This window comes from Brucella sp. H1_1004 (genome assembly GCF_047308065.1).
GTDB classification, from domain to species: domain Bacteria; phylum Pseudomonadota; class Alphaproteobacteria; order Rhizobiales; family Rhizobiaceae; genus Brucella; species Brucella pseudogrignonensis_B.
The window spans coordinates 1,858,066-1,876,783 of record NZ_JAYKZA010000002.1; the positions used below are offsets into that span (position 1 = coordinate 1,858,066).

Genomic DNA, 18,718 nt, shown 5'->3' on the forward strand with positions numbered 1-18,718 from the left:
TGATGCGCTTTCCTGAATCACTTTTTCAAGCGGAGAATATCCCGCAATGCCTGTTCCAATCGCATAAGACCCGCCTGATCGGGCGCTAGTCCGATGCGCAGCCAGCTTGATGCATAGGCAAACTTTCGGACCAGAATATGCCGCTCACAAAGTGCATCGTAAATTGCATACGCATTTTCGTGTTCAACCAGCGAAAACAGAGCTGTGCCACCGACTTCCACGAGCTGACACCGCGCAAGCGTCGCGACCAGTTCTGCCCGTCTTGTATCAATACGTCCGTGAAAGGCCTCAAGCTCAACACCGCTTTCAAAAGCATGAATGGCAATTGCAAGGGTTGGCCCCGCCACGGCCCATGGACCGAGCCTGTCTGCAACACGCTTAACAAGCTCATCATTTGCAAGCAAAAACCCAAGCCGAACACCTGCAAGGCCAAAGAACTTGCCAAAGGATTTTAACACGACCAGCGGCGCATTTGCGGCATGTCTTGCAATGCTCACTTCCGGGTGCGGATCGGCAAAAGCCTCATCCACAACCAGAAAGCCGCCGCGCTCACCCAGCTTTCGTGCGAGCCCCAGCAAATCAGGCCGCGCAATAATCCGGCCATCCGGGTTGTTCGGATTGACGATTGTGACCACCCGCGCATCCTCCGGGATGTCGTCGAGCGTCGCACATTCGATCACATTCCAGTTTGCCGCTTTAAAAGCTACCGCATGTTCCTGATAGGTCGGGCCCAAAATGGCGACCGTCGCAGGTTCAAGCAATGTCGGAATAAGCTGAATCAGCGCCTGCGTTCCCGAGCTGGCAACGATTGGCGCATCCTGACCTGCTTCGTAATATGAACGCGCCGCAGTCAGAACCCGTAACAATAGCCCCTCATCCGGTAAACGGTTCCACAAGGGCGCTGGCAATTCTGGCAGTGGAAAATGTTCGGGATTGATACCCGTTGAAAGATCAAGCCAGTCTTCGGCCTTGCCGCCAAAGCGCGCTATGGCCTTATCCAGTGCTCCGCCATGCTCAATAGTCATGTTCAGGCATTCTCTCCGGAAAAATCAATCACATGCATGAAGGAGCCAGCAACTGAACCAACGCGCAGCCCCGCCTCTCCCAGCTCGCTATCCAACGCATCGCGAACGCGGAACAGCCGCTCGGCATCCCCTTCGCGCACAATACTGGCATAGTGAAACTCATGCGCCGTAAGTGGCACCTGCCATGGCGAACCCGACAAAGGTTCCAGCTTGCGATAACCAAGATGCATTTTGCGCTTGGCAAAGCTTGTTTCAAGCGGCAGCAGACCGAGCATCGGATGCTTCACGCCAAACGAATCTTCCAGCGTCTCACCCAGCACCATATAGCCTCCGCACTCGCCATAAATGCGCACGCCACGATCCGCAGCGCCTCTCATGCTCTGCTGGAAATGCTTCGCTTGGCTCAGTTTTTCGGCATAAAGCTCAGGATAACCGCCCGGCAGATAAATAGCGTCAGCGTTTTCATCGGGCGCTTCATCAGCAAGCGGTGAAAAGAATGAAAGCTCCGCGCCACGCCTGCGCCAGCCTGCAAGCAGATGCGCATAGGCAAAGGCAAAGGCATCGTCTCGCGCAACTGCAATGCGGTTTCCGAGCGGCGTGAGGCGAGGAACATTCGCCATAGCCTCATGATGCTTTGGCTGCGACCAGATATGCTCCAATGCGCGTAAATCAATACGCGCATCAACCACATCCGCAGCGTGCTCAAGGAAACGGTCCAGATCGGCATGTTCACCCGCCTGAACGAGACCCAAATGCCTTGAAGGCAAAACCAGCGCTTCATCTCGCGGGATTACGCCCAGCACGGCAATACCGAGTGGCTTGATCGCTTCGCGCAGCATGGCTTCATGTCTGCCACTGCCAACACGATTAAGGATAACCCCGGCAATCAGCACGTCCTTGCGAAACTGGCTGAAACCCGAAATGAGTGCAGCAATGGAATGGGATTGGCGTGCGCAATCAACCACCAGAACCACTGGCAGATCCAACATACGCGCCAAATCTGCCGACGAGCCTTTTCCATCAAGCGCCCCGTCGAAAAGCCCCATCATACCTTCAACAACAAGCAGCTTGTTGCCCTCAGTCATACGAGATGAAATAGCACTGATAAGCTCTGGCCGCATGGCCCATGGATCAAGATTGAAACAATCCACACCGCTCGCAGCCTTATGGTAGGCAGGGTCGATATAATCGGGACCAGCTTTTGCCGGTGCAAGCGCCTCGCCACGCCGTTTTAGAGCGCGCAGGAGCCCAAGCGTTAAAGTTGTCTTTCCTGAACCGGAGGCAGGTGCAGCAATCATGAAACCATTCATGCGCTCTTCTCCTTGTTGAGATGAAGCGGATCACTTGTCAGCTTACGTCCCTGAGACGCACCTATCCAATCAAGCCCGGAGCGCAGCTTAACAACCTCGCCCACAACCACAATTGCCGGTGGCTTGAGACCCGATGCTTCGACATCGGCAACCGCACGTGACAGCGTGGTCTCCAAAACCACCTGTTCAGGCAAGCTGGCATTACAGACAAAAGCCACCGGCTCATCTGGTGAGCGTCCCGCAGCCATCAAACGCTCTGTGATAAGGTCGATATGCTTCATCGCCATATACATCACTATAACCGGAGAGAACTGCGCAATCCCCTCCCAATGAACGCGATCTGGCATCAGCCCGGTTGCATCATGGCCTGTGAGGAATGTGACCGATTGGTTGATATCGCGATGCGTGGCCGCGATTCCAGCATAGGCAAGGCCGCCAATGCCTGCTGTAATGCCCGGCACAATACGAAACGGTACGCTATGTTCTACGAGCGTCATCGCTTCCTCAGCTCCCCGCCCAAAGACGAACGGATCGCCACCTTTCAGGCGCAAAACCTTTTTACCCTGTTTTGCCAGCTCAACCAGACGCAGCGAAATATCGCGCTGCTTCGGCGACGGCTTGCCACCGCGCTTACCAGCATATTCAAGAACAGCCTTGGTATTTCTCAGCGAAAGGCAAGATTCGTCAACCAGAGCGTCATAGACAATCACATCGGCTTGACCTAATGCATTGGCGGCATGAAGCGTCAGCAAACCGGGATCTCCGGGACCGGCGCCCACCAACCAGACATGCCCCGGCTCCATTGCAGGCAAAGCTATCCTGTCAGCGCCAGATGGGGTAATGTTGGGTTGAATATTTTCAGTCATTTTGCAATGTGTCACCAGATAATCCGCAGGCATCCATGAACGACGAAACCACGCCCCGCAAGGAAAAAACGCAAAATGACGGGCAAGAACCTTTGCGTCGTGGCTGGACGACTGGCGCCTGCGCCACCGCAGCAACCAAAGCAGCACTCACCGCGCTGATTACGGGCGAATTTCCTGATCCGGTCGGCATCATCTTGCCCAAAGGCGAAGTGCCCTATTTCCAGCTCGAGTATGAAGGACTTGGTGAAGGCTATGCCATGGCCGGTATCGTCAAGGATGCTGGCGATGACCCTGATGTAACGCATGGCGCGACAATCATCTCAACAGTCTTCCCCGCACCTCCCGGAACAGGCATTGTGTTTCAGGCTGGCGAAGGTGTGGGCACTGTAACCCGACCCGGCCTGCAAATTCAGCCGGGCGAAGCGGCAATCAATCCAACACCCCGCCGCATGATGACCGAAATCTGCGAGCAGATTTGCGCTGAATATGGGCTGCCTGCTGATCTGGTGGTTACGATCTCGGTTCCGGGTGGCGAGGAAATTGCACAGAAAACCTGGAACCCGCGCCTTGGCATTGTCGGCGGCATTTCTATCTTAGGCACGACAGGCGTTGTGCATCCTTTCTCCTGCTCCGCATGGATCCATTCGATCCATCGCGGCATCGATGTAGCCCGTGCCGAAAAGCAAAAACATGTGCTCGCTGCCACGGGCTCAACCTCCGAAGATGCAGCTCAGGCGATCTATGATCTGCCGGAATTCGCCATTCTTGACATGGGTGACTTTGCAGGTGGTGTTCTCAAATATCTGCGTGAACATCCAATCGACAAGCTCACAATTGCCGGCGGATTTGCTAAACTAACAAAGCTGGCACAGGGGGAACTTGATCTTCATTCGGCACGCTCGCAGGTCGATAAAAACTTCCTCTGGCAAATCGCCGAAAAAGCTGGTGCGCCAATTGCCATAAAGGACCGGATTCTTTTTGCGAACACTGCACTCGAAGTCCTTGAATTGACTCAAGACCTTGGCATCGACATGGCCGCGCCAATTGCGCAAAAAGCAAAAGAAACTGCCGTTGCAACATTGCGCGGCGCGCCCGTTGAGGTCGAAATCATCGTGACGGATCGCAAAGGCAATATCCTTGCCCGTCTCTAAGATACTCATTCTTGGCGGCACAGCAGAAGCAGCAAAACTTGCTTGTGCATTCGTCTCCCTGCCCGTTGAATCTATCACCTCACTTGCAGGCCGGACGGCAAACCCGACAGCAATCAGCGGTAAAATCCGAACAGGTGGCTTTGGTGGCGCAGACGGTCTGGCGGCATATCTGGTAAATGAGAAGATTGATCTCCTGATCGACGCAACGCATCCCTATGCAAAACGCATTTCACAAAATGCTGCGCAAGCATCTGAAATAACAGATATCCCTCTGCTTAGGCTTGAACGCCCAGCATGGGAAAAGGAAAGTGGCGACAACTGGATTAATGTCGTGAGTGAAGTGCAAGCCGCGAACCTTATCCGCGCCGATGAACGCGTCTTGCTCGCATTAGGACGACAGCATATTGCACCATTTGCAAAACGTGACGATGTGCATTTCGTTATACGAATGATCGACCCGCCGGAAGTAAGCCTCCCGCACGATTGCGAGATCGTGCTGGCAAAGCCCGGTGATTATGAAGCTGAAGTCCAATTCCTCAGCGAACGCAAAATCGGATTGATCGTCAGCCGTAATTCCGGCGGCAGCATTTCTTATGCTAAAATTAAAGCGGCCCGTGATCTCGCCATCCCGGTCATGATGATCAACCGCCCACCAGTTGCGGCCAGAACGATTGTCGCGACAGTGGATGAAGCACTTGATTTCGCTCGTTCTAATTTACGATTTTGAGCGCGCAACATGGCTATGCGCTTCATGATAAAGCGCTGAGTCACGAAAATTCTTCGGATCAAGACCACGCCCTACAAAGATCATCGCAGTTCGTTTAACGCCTGAAAGCTCGATTTTCTTCGCAATATCAGACAGTGTTCCACGCAAAATCTGCTCATCTGGCCAGCCGATGCGATAGGCAACAACCACCGGGCAGTCAGCACCATAAAATGGCATCAGCTCAGCCTCGATTTTCGCTAGATTGCGAATAGAAAGATGAATAACCAGCGTCGCACCGGATTTTGCAAAAGTAGCAAGCTCTTCGCCCTTCGGCATGGCAGAAGATTTGACCGAAGTGCGTGTGAGAATAATGCTCTGATTAACTTCCGGGATTGTGAGTTCCTGCTTCATCGCAGCCGCAGCAGCAACAAAAGCCGGAACCCCCGGCGTCACATCATAAGGAATATTGAGCGTATCAAGCCTGCGCATCTGTTCGGCCATCGCGCCATAAATCGACGGATCGCCTGAATGTACGCGTGCAACATCATGCCCTTGAGCGTGTGCAGCCTCAATCGCCGCAATGATTTCATCAAGCGTGAGCGAGGAACTATCAATCAGCAGCGCATCTTTAGGTGCAGACGCAATGACATCTTTCGGCACCAGTGATCCTGCGTAAATGCAGACAGGACAGCTCTCGATCAGTCGCAAACCGCGCACAGTGATAAGATCGGCAGCACCGGGACCAGCGCCAATGAAATGAACTGTCACATTGTCTTCCTCTGTTCAGGCATTTCGAATGCCTGTCAGATGACAGAAGAGTCAATCTTTTTCAGGCAAGAGCGCTTCAATATCGTTGAAGATCGACTGCCACTCTTCCGGCGTCAGCTCGAAGAAATTAAAGCTTCTAAGCAGAAATGCGCCCTCATTGGCAATAAACGCCAGCCGAGCGCGCCTGCCTTCAGGCGTCGAAACATCAAGACCATCCCACTGCTTGCGATACCAGGCACGCGTTTCATCCAAATAATGCGAGTTGGGAATAAGGCTCGCCATCATCGCAGCAAATCGAGAATCATCTTCGGCATCGCTCTCACGCGTGACAGCGATATGCGCTGCAATATGTGAAATCGCATCCTGCCTGTGCTGTTTGCGCGCCGTTACCTGATCATCGAAACGGTCGCCCCACCGCTCAATCATGGCTTTCATCAGCCCGTCTTTATTTACAAAGCAATATTGAACGCCACCCTTGGTGACGCCGGAAGCCTGCGCAACCGCATCCATTGTCAGCGCAAGGATACCACCCTCGGCAACCAGCTTCTCGGCCATGTCGAGCACATGGTCACGGTCGATTGAGCGTGGACGACCGGTTTTTTGCAATTTCTTACTTTCCATACGGACGGATTTATATTATGTCAGCCACCCTGACAAGTTTGAATACGATCGTATTGAAAAGGTTAAATCCAATGTTGCCGCAAAATCGCTGGCTCGTTCTCACAATTGTTTCCAGCGCGTTGTTCCTGATCGTTGTGGATATGACAGTGCTTTACACGGCACTGCCCCGCCTCACCCATGATCTGGCGGCAAGTGCTTCCGAGAAGCTCTGGATCATGAATATCTATCCGCTGGTGGTGGCAGGCTTGCTGCCGGGCCTTGGTACGCTGGGTGATAAGCTTGGCCATAAGCGCATGTTCATGAATGGTCTCGCAGTGTTTGGCCTCGCTTCGCTGTGCGCAGCCTATTCGCCAAATCCTGAAGTGCTGATCGCAGCGCGCGCACTCCTCGCTTGCGGCGCAGCAATGATGATGCCTGCCACATTATCCATCATTCGACTGACCTTTACCGACGAAAAAGAACGCTCACTTGCCATTGGCATCTGGGCGGCAATTGCCTCGGGCGGCGCTGCCATCGGCCCTGTGGCAGGCGGTATACTGCTTGAATATTTCTGGTGGGGCTCGGTGTTCCTCATCAACGTGCCTGTAGTTCTGGTGGCGTTGGCACTTTCGGCCTTCAACCTTGAAAACCGTCCCCTTGGCTCTAAGCGCAAATGGGATCTGGTTGGCTCGATCCAGATCATGGTTGGCCTGATCGCGCTAACCTATGCTGTCAAGGAACTGGCCAAGCGCGATGCATCGATGACTGTCTTTGCGGGAGCCCTGATTATAGGTCTCATTGCAACGACCATTTTCGTGCGACGCCAATTTGCGAGCAAGGAACCGCTGATTGACTTCTCGCTATTTAACAACAGGCTATTCTCGACCGGCGTATTTGCGGCTCTGGTCGCATCAGGCTCGCTGACGGGCATGGAACTGGTTTTCAGTCAGCGCCTGCAACTAATCGAGGGCTTGTCACCCTTACAGGCAGGATTGATGATTCTGCCAATTCCGTTGGCTGCATTCGTGGCTGGCCCGCTTGCCGGTATTCAACTGCCACGTCTTGGTGCAGGCAAAGTCCTCTGGACATCGCTTGGTATTACGGCAGCGGGTATTATCATTTATAGTCTGACCTATAAAAAAGAACCGATGTTCTACATCACTGGCCTGACAATTCTCGGCTTTGGCGTTGGTGCAGTCATGACAGCAGCATCGTCAGCGATCATGGGCAATGCGCCTATTGAAAAGGCTGGCATGGCCGCTTCTGTTGAAGAAGTTTCATTCGAGCTTGGCAATGCGCTGGGTGTAACAATCTTCGGCAGCATTTTGTCGGCATTCTACACAGCCAGCTTTGTCCTGCCTGCCGGTTCAAACATTCCGCCTATTGTGCGTGATAGTCTTGATGAAGCACTTCTTGCTGCACAATCGATGCCCGCAACTGATGCCAATGCCTTGATTAGCCTTGCATCTCAGGCATTCGAAAATGCCTATGTGGCGGTCATCGTTGCAGCAGCAATCTTGCTGCTCATTGCCACTGTTGCAACCTATATCGTGCAACGTCGCAAAGTGAAGATCGCTTAGCTCATATGCTTCGCGTCACCGCAATTGCTGCGGTGGCGCGTTCGCTGGTTGTTTTCCTGACCACCAGTTCTGCATCAACCCCAGCCGCCGCAAGAGCCGCAGATTCTGCGACACCATGGCAGCCAACTGTAGCGAAAACCACGTCTGACGGGTGCTCGAGATTTGGTGTTTCTTGTTCAAGCCGCGCAGCATCAAAGAAGCGTAGCTCGCAATCATAATGCCGAGAGAGTTGACCCCAGATAGGATCATCTTGTTTGGTAATAATCGTTGATATGACCGCCGGCCGCTCCGCTCCGGCAATTGCCAGCACTTTATCAGCCAGCAGAATAAGCTCCTCAAGACTTACGCCTGAGGAGCAGCCCATTCCAAGAGCAACAAAGTTTTCGTTAGACGGCACGGGGCGCCGGTTGCTGCGCTTCTCTGATATCCTCTGATGTGACACCGAGAATATCTGCAATACGCTTGATCATGGTTGTTTCTGACTGATCAACATGATCGTCCGCACGCGCAATCCGAACCAGATCGCGCAACAATGAAGCACGGCGTTCAGGTGCCATTTCAGCCAGCATCGAAGCCGCCTGCTTGGTGGTCGTCTCATAACCAAAGTCTTTGAGATATTCCGTCACTTCCGGCAACTCTTCCGCCGAAATTCCAAAATTCTCGGAAACGATCTGCCTGAACGCAGCAATTTCCGCTGGATGGCGATCACCATCGGCAAAGACCACATGAAGCAGAAGAAGCAGTTCCGAGGCGAGCGCCGGATCTTCGGCAACACGCTGCACAGCACTCTTTTTGCTGAGAAACGCAGTAATACGTTCGAAAAAGCTTTCGCTCATGAATGACTGTCTCCTGATACCGAACAGACCTGCATTGATAATGGTGCACGAACCGAAAAACAATGTCAGCCTTGATAAGGTTCCGCAAATAGCCGTCTGGCGCAATGTGGTTGTCTGCTTTATGTTGCATCAACTTTTGCCGGACCCCTCCATGCTTGAATTTTTCGATACATTAACGCTTCTGCTGACCATGGCCGCTTTCATTGCGGGCATTATCGATTCTATCGCAGGCGGAGGCGGTATGATTACGATCCCGGCCTTGCTTCTGGCAGGTGTGCCGCCTGTCGAAGCGCTTGGCACAAACAAACTTCAGGGGCTGTTCGGCTCTTCCTCTGCAACAATTGCTTATGCGCGCAAAGGCCACGTCAATATTAGTGAACAATGGCCAGAAGCCATTGCATCCCTTGTTGGATCGGTTCTCGGTGCTCTTCTCGCAACCGTCCTGCCCGTCGACATCATGCGGGCGGCACTGCCTGTTCTGCTGATTGCAATTGCCATTTACTTCGCGGTGAAACCAAGCCTTGGTGACGTGGATCGCGCACGCCGGATGGGACCATTCCTGTTTGGCGTCACGCTGGTTCCATTGATTGGCTTTTACGACGGGCTGTTTGGTCCGGGAACCGGCTCATTCTTCATGCTGGCATTCGTCGCACTTGCAGGCTACGGCGTACTCAAAGCGACCGCTCATACCAAACTGCTCAATTGCGCGTCCAATATCGGCGGCTTTGCCACTTTCGCTCTCGTTGGCACGATCAACTGGAAAATCGGCATCTGCATGGGTATTGCGCAGTTCATCGGTGCTCAAATTGGCGCAAGCCTTGCCATGAAGATAGGCTCGCGTATCATCAAACCCTTGTTAATCGTGGTAAGCCTAGCGCTCGCCATAAGACTAATGATGGAGCCGAGCAATCCCATTCGCCAGATGCTCGGTTTCTAAGTCATCGAACTGGTAGAAAATCAGAACTCGATACCTTTTTGCGCCTTTACACCCGAACGGAACGGATGTTTGATCATCTCCATCTCGGTCACAAGATCTGCAAACTCAATCAGCTCATCCTTAGCATTGCGGCCGGTGATGATGACGTGTTTCATCTCGGGCTTGGCGGCAAGCACTTCGATGATTTCCTCAACCGGCAGATAATCATAGCGCAGTACAATGTTAAGCTCGTCGCAAAGCACCATGTCATAGCTTTCATCGAGGATCAGGGCCTTCGCCTGTTCCCATGCATCACGCGCCATGGCGATATCGCGGGCACGATCCTGCGTTTCCCATGTAAAGCCCTCACCAAGGGCCGAAATTGTGACTTGTTCGGGAAACTTCTCCAACACCCAGCGCTCGCCCGTATCCCACGAACCTTTGACGAACTGCACAACGCCGATCTTCATACCATGCCCAAGTGCGCGAAAAACCATGCCAAAGCCAGCACTCGATTTCCCTTTGCCCTTGCCCGTATGGACAATCACAAGGCCTTTTTCGTCGGTTTTGGTGGCCTGAATCTTGTCGCGCGCGGCTTTCTTCTTGCGCATCTTATCCGCATGGCGGGCATTCAATTCCTCTTCCGTCATCGAAAGAAGTTTCGCAGATTTCTCAGCCATTTAATGCCCTTTCCGGAATCATTTTTTTAAGTTTAGCAAGGTCAGGTGAAGATGACAGATCTTCCACATCAGACTTTGCTTGCAAACAAAGAGTGGCATGTCACATCACTGCTTTCGTGCGATATTCCATAAGATTTTCCAGCTCAAAGCGTGCTGAATTGGAACGTGGCACCCAGAAGCCACGTTCAATTGCATCGTTGAGCTTTGAAGCGGTTTCACTCAGGGCAGCCGGATTCTTATCAAACATGAAATCATGCACCGCTCCATCAGCGATATAGGCCTGATAAACTGCCTCAAAGTGATGATTGCCGACTTTGCCAGTCGTAGCCGCAAAAGCGAAAAGATAATCGACGGTGGCGGCAATTTCAGCAGCGCCCTTATAGCCATGGCGCATCACGCCAGCGATCCACTTGGGATTAGCCGCACGTCCACGCACGACGCGCGCAAGTTCTTCTTCCAGCGTGCGGATAACCGGTTTTTCGGGCCGTGAATGATCATTGTGATAGACGGTCGGCATCGCGCCAGTCAGATTTTCAACCGTTGCGGCCATACCACCTTCGAACTGGTAGTAATCATCGCTGTCGAGCAGGTCATGCTCACGGTTATCCTGATTCTGCACCACTGCCTGCACAGAGCGAAGCCGCTCTTCGAGGAGACCGCGTTCCGCCTGCCCCTCTTCGCCCGCTCCATAGGCATATCCACCCCATACAAGCCAGGCTTCCGCCAGATCATTGCGACCAGCCCAGCCATTTTCGTCAATCAGTGCCTGCAATCCAGCACCATAGGCACCGGGTTTTGATCCAAACACACGATAGCCCGCGCGACTCTCGGCAGTCTTTTCATCAGCACCTGTTGCGATAAGCCGCGCCTGTTCAGCTTTGATGCTGCGAGCAATCGGATTGTCTTCCGCCTCTTCATCAAGCGCACCCACAGCACGCACAGCCTTGTCAAACAGTGCAATCTGTTCGGGGAATGCATCGCGGAAGAAACCGGAAATACGCAAAGTCACATCCACGCGCGGGCGCCCAAGCTTGGCAATCGGCACGATCTCGTAGCCAGTGACACGCCGAGAAGCCATATCCCAGACAGGTTTTACGCCGATCAGCGCCAAAGCCTGCGCAATATCATCGCCGCCTGTGCGCATGTTGGACGTGCCCCAAGCAGTCAAGCCAAACGAGGTCGGCCACTCGCCGTGATCCTGCGTATAACGCGTGATCAGCAATTCAGCCGATTTGCGACCAAGCTCCCATGCGGCAGGTGTCGGTACAGCACGGCTATCGGTCGAGAAGAAATTACGTCCGGTCGGCAAAACATCAGGCCGACCACGCGTTGGCGCACCCGATGGCCCCGGCAGCACAAAGCGCCCTGAAATAGCAGACAGAAAACCTTCAATCTCTGAAGGTCCGCAGGATGTCACCATAGGGCGCAAATGATCATTGATCGATTGCAATACGGCATTGGTCTGCGTCCAATCTGCCGGGCAATCAACCTCGCCCTCAACAAACTGTGCGGCAAGCAATTCGATACGTTCAACCGTATCACCAGCAATACGCCAAGTTGCAGGGCTTGCCGCCAAAAGCAATGCAGGCTTCGGCCCGATCCATGGATCAGCCATTGCACAATCGAGTGGATCAAACTCTTCGCCAAGGCCTGCGTCTTTTGCGATTGCACGTTGCAGGCTCTGTTCGCCCGGCAAACCACCCAGAGCAACAGGAATGCCGCGCGGAACACGTGCCAGCGCTACCAGCAAATCGGTGAGCAAACGCCCTTCAGGGGCCAGACCAAAAATATGCAGCCCATCGCGGATCTGCATTTCCTTGAGATCGCAGAGATAGGCATCAAGCTTTTGCAGCGCCATGTCTTCATCGTCATGGTCGTGAATGCCTGCATCGCGGTCGAGACCAATATCACGCACCAAATCAAGTATCTGCGCTTTCAGCCTTAGCAAACGGCGCGGATCAACACCCGAGGCCTCATAGTACTCATCAACCAGTGCTTCCAAATCTTTAAGCGGGCCATAGCTTTCGGCACGCGTCAGCGGCGGTGTCAAATGATCAATAATAACAGCACCCGCACGACGTTTGGCTTGCGTGCCTTCGCCCGGATCATTGACGATAAACGGATAGACATGCGGCGTAGGGCCGAAGACCGCTTCTGGATAGCAATTTTCCGATAGCGCTAAGGCTTTACCGGGCAGCCATTCCAGATTGCCATGCTTGCCCATATGCACGATGGCATCAATCTTCGCTACGTCACGCAGATAAGCGTAGAACGCGATATAACCATGCGGCGGCACCAGATCAGGCGAGTGGTAGGTCTCTTTCGGATCGATATTATAACCGCGTGCTGGCTGAATTCCCGCAATGGTTTCGCCAAGCTTCATGAGCGGCAGCGCAAAACCTTCAAGCTCGCTATCAAAGAACGGATCATTCTCCGGACCGCCCCAGCGGGTTTCAATTTCCTGCTGAATCACATTGGGAAGTTTTTTGAAAAACGCTTTGTATTGACTCAGAGAAATAACTTCGCGGATTACACGCCCATCACGTGCGGCATTGGTTGGGCCGGCCATCAAAAGCTGCATGAAGGCATCACTATCAGCAGGCACATCACCCACCTGATAGCCCTCACCTGCCATGGCGCGCATCACTTCTACTGTTCCGGCTGGCGTATCAAGCCCAACACCATTGCCCAGCCTGCCATCGCGGTTCGGATAATTAGCAAGAATCAGTGCAACGCGGCGCTCTTCTGGCTTCTTACGCTTCAGGCGCACCCAGTTTGCCGCCTGTTCCGCAACGAAAGTCACGCGACCTTCATCCGGTTCATGGGTGACGATATTGGCTTCAACCGCGCTATCGAATTGCTTTGCCGATTTAAACGACACTGCGCGCGACAGCACACGACCATCCACTTCCGGCAATGCAACATTCATCGCAAGATCACGCGCCAGCAAACCCTGCTGCGACGATTCCCATGTTGCCTTTGGCGTACCGGAAAAGATCACCTGCAAAACCATATTGCCGCGCTTATCAAGCACAGTGGGTTTACGCTCCGCCCCCGGCGACGAAATCGCAAAGCCGGTTGCATTGAGCACAATATCCGGCTGGCAATCTTCAAACTGGCCATCCACAACCGCCGCCGAAAGCCGATCCTTGAGGCTGGAAACAAAAATCGGAACAGGGTTCAAGCCCTTACCCTGCAACGCACTGATCAGTGCTTCTACTGGCTGTGTCTGTCCGCTCTGCACCAGCGCACGATAAAAAATGATTGCCGCGGCAGGCGCATCAGCGGCCTTCCATTGCTGACGGATGAGATCAAGCGAAGGCGCGACCATATTGGGCCACCACAGCCCAGCTTTTAGAAGCGGTGCAGCCTCTTCCGGCTTTTCGCTGTCATCAATCAATGCGCAACAATAATCAAGGAAGCGCGACGTATTGGCGGCTCCGCCTTCGATCAGATATTGCCAGAGAGCATTCCGCTCCTGCAACGAAATAGTTGAGAACCGTTCAAGTCCGTAATCAGGCTTATCATCACCCGGCAGCACTGCGATCTTGATGCCGTGTAAAACCGCACAGGCATGAAGCGCCTCAAGCCCATAAGGCCAATAGGTCTCGCCACCAATAATCCGCACAACAATAAGCCTCGCATGTTGTGCCGTGCGCTCGATATAAGCGTCGACTGACATGGGATGTGTGAGGCTTAGAAAATTGGCGAGCCGGAGGCTTGGCCCATTTTTCACGAGCTTATAGGCCTGTGAAATACTAGCCAGCTCCGTATCGGCAGCGGAAAGGAACAATATGTCAGCCGGCGTCTGGCCGAGGTCCACGGCCTCATTGCCGTCGCCTATCGTTCCTTTCTGGGCAAGTAAAAGATGCATTACGAAACGGCGTCTTTCACGGCTTTGGTGATTGCCTGCTCGTCAATCTCATGCAGACCAATGACGACAAGGCGCGTATTGCGCACTTCATCCTTGCCCCATGGGCGGTCGAAATAATGCTCAATACGCTGGCCAACGGCCTGCACAACCAGACGCATCGGCTTGCCCGGCACATCGACAAAGCCTTTGAGACGCAGAACATCGTGTTCCGCAATCACAGCCTTGAGCTTTTCAGTAAATGCCTTTGGATCAGCAACCGAGCCTGCTTCGACCACAAAGCTTTCAAACTCATCGTGATCGTGCTCATGGCCATCAGCATGATGGATTTCATGATGCGACTTGCGGTTGGCAATATCGTCTTCCGTACCCACGCCAAGGCCGAGCAGCACGTCCGCACCAAGCTTGCCGAAGCTTGCTGGCACCATGTTGACGCGGCGCGATGAGCGTTCCGCCACATCGGCCTTCACGCTATCAAGTTTCGATGGATCAACCAGATCAGCCTTGTTCAAAACAATAAGGTCAGCTGCATGAATCTGATCCTCAAAAAGTTCCTCTAAAGGGCTTTCATGGTCAAGAGATTCATCCGCTGCACGTTGAGCGTCTACCTTGTCGTGGTCGTCAGCAAAGCGGCCTTCAGCAACGGCCGCGGCATCAATAACTGTCACCACGCCGTCGACCGTCACCTGCGTCTTGATTTCAGGCCAGTTGAAAGCAGCGACCAGCGGCTGAGGCAGTGCCAGGCCGGAAGTTTCGATCACGATATGATCAGGACGATCCGCACGATCCAGAAGCTTGGTCATGGTCGGAATAAAATCATCGGCAACGGTGCAGCAGATGCAGCCATTGTTAAGTTCGATCACATCTTCCTCACGGCAGCTTTCAATACCACAGCCTTTCAGAATTCCGCCATCGACGCCCAGATCGCCAAACTCATTGATAATGAGCGCAATACGCTTGCCATTGGCGTTTTCCAGCAGATTGCGGATCATCGTTGTCTTGCCGGAACCTAAGAAGCCGGTGATTACGGTCGCTGGAATCTTTTGTCCCTGCATCGAATTATCCCTTCATTTTGAGCGGCAGACCTGCCGCCATGAAATAAACTTCATCCGCCACTGATGCCACAGCCTGATGCAAAAAACCGGCATGATCGCGAAACTCCCGCGCCATCCGATTTTCTGGCACAATACCCAAGCCAACTTCGTTGGAAACGAAAACAACTGGACCTGAAAGCTGAGGCAATGCCGCTATCAGCGTCTTAGTTTCAGCAGCGATATTCTGCTCTGCCATCATCAGATTGGTTGTCCAGAGCGTTAGGCAATCGACCAGCACGAAACGGTCATGCCCCACGTGTTTTTGAAGCGCCCCTACAAGATCGAGTGGCTCTTCCACCGTCTGCCATTCACTCCCGCGACGGTTGCGATGAATGGAAATACGGCTTTCCATTTCTGTGTCGAATGCGCGCCCTGTTGCGAGATAAACTGGCTGAAGTCCTGAGTCCTCAACCAGTTTTTCCGCAAACGACGACTTACCAGAACGAGCTCCGCCAAGAACGAATGTAATTTTTGCATTTTCATTTCGGGGCAGAGCCATGCCGATCAGCCTTCAATATCTGACGTTGCATAAGCCTGAATGAACCAGCCCAGCGCAAGACCAATGACGGCCCACATGAACAAGTTTGTTGCAAGCGATGCGACAGCATATTGCGAAGCAAGCAGTGATGGGATTGGCGATGCAATATCTTCAGGATGCGGTGCCCCATAAAGATGTGGTGCGATAATCAACACAAGTCCGAAAATTTTGGAGATGATCTCACCATGCAAAACCAGCAAATAAATGCCGACACCGCTCAACACCACCGTCAAAATCCACCAGAGCTGACGCTGCGCCAGATCAGCGGCAGGCATCGCAGGCAGTTCCGGCGAAAGCCCCAGAGCTGGCAGGAAAGCGACTGCAAAGAAACCGGCCACACCCCAGAAAATACCGTTCTGCGGCGTAATACGACGACCAAGCAACAGAGCAACACCGCCGAGAAGTAATGCAAAACCTGCCCCCGCAACGAGATTAGCGAGAATAGTATTCCCCAGACGACCAAACGGCAGTTCTGCCCCGGCCTCATCTTCACCTTCGCTGGTTGCAGCTGCTGCATGATCGTGCGGTGCAGCCGCTTCGGCTGCATCACCATGACTATGACTTCCACCAGCGTCTTCATAAGTTTCCGCCTGAATAATCAGCGGAACAGTTTTCAAATACATGGCAGGCGTCACCAGAAGCCCTGCCAAAAGGCCAGCAGCAAGCGTGGCCAGAAGATAACGGATCAACATTTTAGTCCCTCAACAGCAATCATTCGCCGATGGCCGTCCACCATCAAGCGCTGCTCATTTCCTGTTTCAAAAAGCTAAACGGCTTAGTGGCAAGGAAACCCATATGAATGGCGCGTATCATGCGCTGAATCGTGCAGCGTATCGGAATGGGCGAGACCCACGCCGTAAATCAGAAATGCACCGAGAAGCAGCGAAACGACTGCGGTGGCAAGACGCGTTGCGAGCGGCATAGCTAAAGTGCTGGGAACAGAATTTTTGGTACGTGCAGCCATGACAACCTCCGTGTAGGCAGCAGGGAAAACCTCCCATGGGGTGCGGACAAAATGCCCTTCACACTACAGGCAGGTCTCCTGGCTCACGGGTCGTAGGGTTTGAAGCGCCTTCCCAGAAACGCTTAGTTTCCAGTGGTTGCCGATTAACCGGCTTGCCTCATCCCTCTCCGCTCTACAGTCGCGGGGTCGGCTGCGATAAAGACGCCCGGATTGGGTCCGTCCGTCGCATTCCCTTTTGGTATCGCCGGGATTCGTCCCGGCAAAACCTGTTGTGCAAATTGACACTAAGCTTTCGCCCATGCGACGTCAATCGAGTGCGAACAACGCATCAATATCAAGACAGTTTTCAAGACCGTCAGCCAGTTCATCAAGTGCCATTTCAATACCTGCACGATAATTCTCACCCGAACTGCTCACGCCGAGCGTTGCAAGAAATTGCCGACGAAACTCATCTGCACCAAAAACACCATGCAGGTAGGTGCCCATCACCCGACCGTTCGCCGAGACTGCCCCGTCATCGTGATCGCCGATCCGCGCGAATGGGCGGATAGCGTCGGGACCATTGGTTCGCCCTATATGAATCTCGTAGCCATCAAGTGCTGCATCATAAAGTTGCGAGTGAGCCGCAACATTGCGCACGACTTTTTCCGGTTCCATCACAGTCTTGACGTCCAGCAGCCCCAACCCGTCAATGTCGCGCACCTGACCCTCGATACCGCCCGGATCGCTTATCCGGTTGCCAAGCATCTGGAACCCACCACAAATACCAAGCACATGCCCGCCACGCCGCACATGGAGCTGCAAATCACGCTCCCATCCGTTTTCGCGAAATGCAATCAGATCGGCAATCGTCGATTTTGTTCCCGGTAAAACCACAAGCCCTGCGTCATGCGGCAAAGGCTGTCCCGGCGGAACCATGACAACCTCAACCTGGTTTTCTGCTTTCAGCGGGTCAAAATCGTCGAAATTTGCGATACGCGGCAGCATCGGCACTGCAACTTTCAATGCTTTGGCATCACCGCGCGTAGCGCGTTCCAGAACAACCGAATCTTCCGCAGGCAGTCGCGACACGGCTTTCAGCCATGGAACGACCCCAAAGGAACGCCAGCCCGTAAAGCGGGTAATCGCCTCAAGCCCCTCATCGAACAGCGAAATATCGCCACGAAACTTGTTGATCAGGAAACCGCGCACCATAGCGCGATCTTCATCAGACAAAATTGTGTGCGTGCCGACCAGTGAGGCAATCACCCCGCCGCGATCAATATCACCCACCAAGACGACTGGCACATTTGCACGCGTGGCAAAGCCCATATTGGCGATATCGCCGGCGCGCAGATTGATTTCGGCAGGCGACCCCGCACCTTCGATCAACACCAGATCGGCGCCTTCGCTGACGATCGCGTAGGATTCCATCACCGCTGCCATTAATTGCGGCTTAAGCTGCTGATAATAGCGCCCACGCGCTTCGCCCCGCACTTTCCCCTGAACAACCACCTGGCTGCCCATATCAGTCTGTGGCTTCAGCAGAACCGGGTTCATATGAACCGATGACGGCACGCCACAAGCCAGAGCCTGAAGCCATTGCGCGCGTCCAATCTCGCCGCCATCATCGCTGACGGCCGCATTGTTCGACATGTTTTGCGGTTTGAACGGCCGGACTTTGAGCCCGCGATTGCGTGCAACGCGGCAAAGACCGGCAACAAGCACGCTTTTGCCGACATCCGAACCCATTCCCTGAAACATGATTGCGCGTGTCATGCGAGCTTGCCTATCCCAACTTCATACCACTGGCAATCGCCACCGGTTGCGGCAA

General features: G+C 53.6%; 18 protein-coding genes and 1 riboswitch. Of the genes, 4 read left to right on the plus strand and 14 right to left on the minus strand.

The genetic code is table 11. From position 1 onward, the window contains the following. Window positions 1-17: 17 nt before the first annotated feature. From cobD to cobA, 3 genes are read right to left on the minus strand one after another with little or no spacing between them, the layout of a single operon-like run. The gene (cobD, locus tag U2P60_RS16430) at window positions 18-1,031 is read right to left on the minus strand and encodes a threonine-phosphate decarboxylase CobD (RefSeq protein ID WP_413573830.1); all 1,014 of its coding nucleotides are present in this window, start codon (window positions 1,029-1,031) and stop codon (window positions 18-20) included. Further along, window positions 1,028-2,335, minus strand: a complete 1,308-nt coding sequence (locus U2P60_RS16435) for a cobyrinate a,c-diamide synthase (RefSeq protein ID WP_413573379.1) — start codon at window positions 2,333-2,335, stop codon at window positions 1,028-1,030. The genes cobD and U2P60_RS16435 overlap by 4 nt, the downstream gene beginning before the upstream one ends. Then, a complete protein-coding gene (cobA, locus tag U2P60_RS16440) occupies window positions 2,332-3,201 on the minus strand; it encodes a uroporphyrinogen-III C-methyltransferase (RefSeq protein WP_313826673.1) in 870 nt (289 codons plus the stop codon). The genes U2P60_RS16435 and cobA overlap by 4 nt, the downstream gene beginning before the upstream one ends. Window positions 3,202-3,236: 35 nt before the next feature. Between cobA and U2P60_RS16445 the strand changes: the two genes are divergently transcribed. Further along, a complete protein-coding gene (locus U2P60_RS16445; RefSeq protein ID WP_413573380.1) occupies window positions 3,237-4,352 on the plus strand; it encodes a cobalt-precorrin-5B (C(1))-methyltransferase in 1,116 nt (371 codons plus the stop codon). After that, window positions 4,339-5,079, plus strand: coding sequence for a cobalt-precorrin-6A reductase (locus U2P60_RS16450; RefSeq protein ID WP_413573381.1), 741 nt, complete (start codon window positions 4,339-4,341; stop codon window positions 5,077-5,079). The genes U2P60_RS16445 and U2P60_RS16450 overlap by 14 nt, the downstream gene beginning before the upstream one ends. Here the strand turns inward: U2P60_RS16450 and cobM are convergent. Next, window positions 5,068-5,826, minus strand: a complete 759-nt coding sequence (gene cobM / locus U2P60_RS16455; RefSeq protein WP_413573382.1) for a precorrin-4 C(11)-methyltransferase — start codon at window positions 5,824-5,826, stop codon at window positions 5,068-5,070. The genes U2P60_RS16450 and cobM overlap by 12 nt on opposite strands. A gap of 51 nt (window positions 5,827-5,877) precedes the next feature. Next, window positions 5,878-6,432, minus strand: coding sequence for a TetR/AcrR family transcriptional regulator (locus U2P60_RS16460; RefSeq protein WP_413573383.1), 555 nt, complete (start codon window positions 6,430-6,432; stop codon window positions 5,878-5,880). Window positions 6,433-6,518: 86 nt separating this feature from the next. Here U2P60_RS16460 and U2P60_RS16465 point away from each other — a divergent pair, with 86 nt between their 5' ends. Next, window positions 6,519-8,006, plus strand: a complete 1,488-nt coding sequence (locus U2P60_RS16465; protein WP_413573384.1) for an MFS transporter — start codon at window positions 6,519-6,521, stop codon at window positions 8,004-8,006. A 1-nt stretch (window position 8,007) separates the two neighbouring features. Here the strand turns inward: U2P60_RS16465 and U2P60_RS16470 are convergent, their stop codons facing one another. Together U2P60_RS16470 and U2P60_RS16475 are read right to left on the minus strand one after the other, a co-directional pair. Next, entirely contained in the window at window positions 8,008-8,370 is a 363-nt protein-coding gene (locus U2P60_RS16470) for a cobalamin biosynthesis protein (RefSeq protein ID WP_413573832.1), read from the minus strand. A gap of 22 nt (window positions 8,371-8,392) precedes the next feature. Then, on the minus strand, window positions 8,393-8,842 hold the full coding sequence (locus U2P60_RS16475) for a TerB family tellurite resistance protein (RefSeq protein ID WP_413573385.1): 450 nt from the start codon (window positions 8,840-8,842) through the stop codon (window positions 8,393-8,395). 151 nt (window positions 8,843-8,993) lie between these two features. Here U2P60_RS16475 and U2P60_RS16480 point away from each other — a divergent pair, with 151 nt between their 5' ends. After that, complete coding sequence (locus U2P60_RS16480) at window positions 8,994-9,779, plus strand: TSUP family transporter (RefSeq protein ID WP_413573833.1); 786 nt, start codon at window positions 8,994-8,996, stop codon at window positions 9,777-9,779. Between the two features lie 20 nt (window positions 9,780-9,799). Here U2P60_RS16480 and cobO read toward each other — a convergent pair whose 3' ends face one another. The 7 genes from cobO to U2P60_RS16515 all read right to left on the minus strand — a co-directional run bounded on the left by cobO (window position 9,800) and on the right by U2P60_RS16515 (window position 18,663). Beyond that, complete coding sequence (gene cobO / locus U2P60_RS16485; RefSeq protein WP_064320764.1) at window positions 9,800-10,438, minus strand: cob(I)yrinic acid a,c-diamide adenosyltransferase; 639 nt, start codon at window positions 10,436-10,438, stop codon at window positions 9,800-9,802. Window positions 10,439-10,538: 100 nt separating this feature from the next. After that, complete coding sequence (gene cobN / locus U2P60_RS16490; RefSeq protein ID WP_413573386.1) at window positions 10,539-14,312, minus strand: cobaltochelatase subunit CobN; 3,774 nt, start codon at window positions 14,310-14,312, stop codon at window positions 10,539-10,541. Further along, window positions 14,312-15,364, minus strand: coding sequence for a cobalamin biosynthesis protein CobW (cobW, locus tag U2P60_RS16495; RefSeq protein ID WP_313826680.1), 1,053 nt, complete (start codon window positions 15,362-15,364; stop codon window positions 14,312-14,314). Before cobW ends, cobN begins: the two co-directional genes overlap by 1 nt. Window positions 15,365-15,368: 4 nt before the next feature. Continuing rightward, entirely contained in the window at window positions 15,369-15,902 is a 534-nt protein-coding gene (gene cobU / locus U2P60_RS16500; protein ID WP_313826681.1) for a bifunctional adenosylcobinamide kinase/adenosylcobinamide-phosphate guanylyltransferase, read from the minus strand. A gap of 5 nt (window positions 15,903-15,907) precedes the next feature. Continuing rightward, window positions 15,908-16,633 carry a CbtA family protein gene (locus tag U2P60_RS16505; protein ID WP_313826682.1) on the minus strand — a complete coding sequence of 242 codons (726 nt, stop codon included), beginning with the start codon at window positions 16,631-16,633 and terminating at the stop codon, window positions 15,908-15,910. A gap of 83 nt (window positions 16,634-16,716) precedes the next feature. Further along, window positions 16,717-16,905: a CbtB domain-containing protein gene (locus U2P60_RS16510; RefSeq protein ID WP_413573387.1), complete on the minus strand. Its 189-nt coding sequence runs from the start codon at window positions 16,903-16,905 to the stop codon at window positions 16,717-16,719. A gap of 50 nt (window positions 16,906-16,955) precedes the next feature. Next, a riboswitch (cobalamin riboswitch) is annotated at window positions 16,956-17,190 on the minus strand. 21 nt (window positions 17,191-17,211) lie between these two features. Beyond that, window positions 17,212-18,663 (minus strand): cobyric acid synthase, encoded by a 1,452-nt coding sequence (locus U2P60_RS16515; protein WP_413573388.1) that lies wholly within the window; start codon window positions 18,661-18,663, stop codon window positions 17,212-17,214. Window positions 18,664-18,718 lie beyond the last annotated feature (55 nt).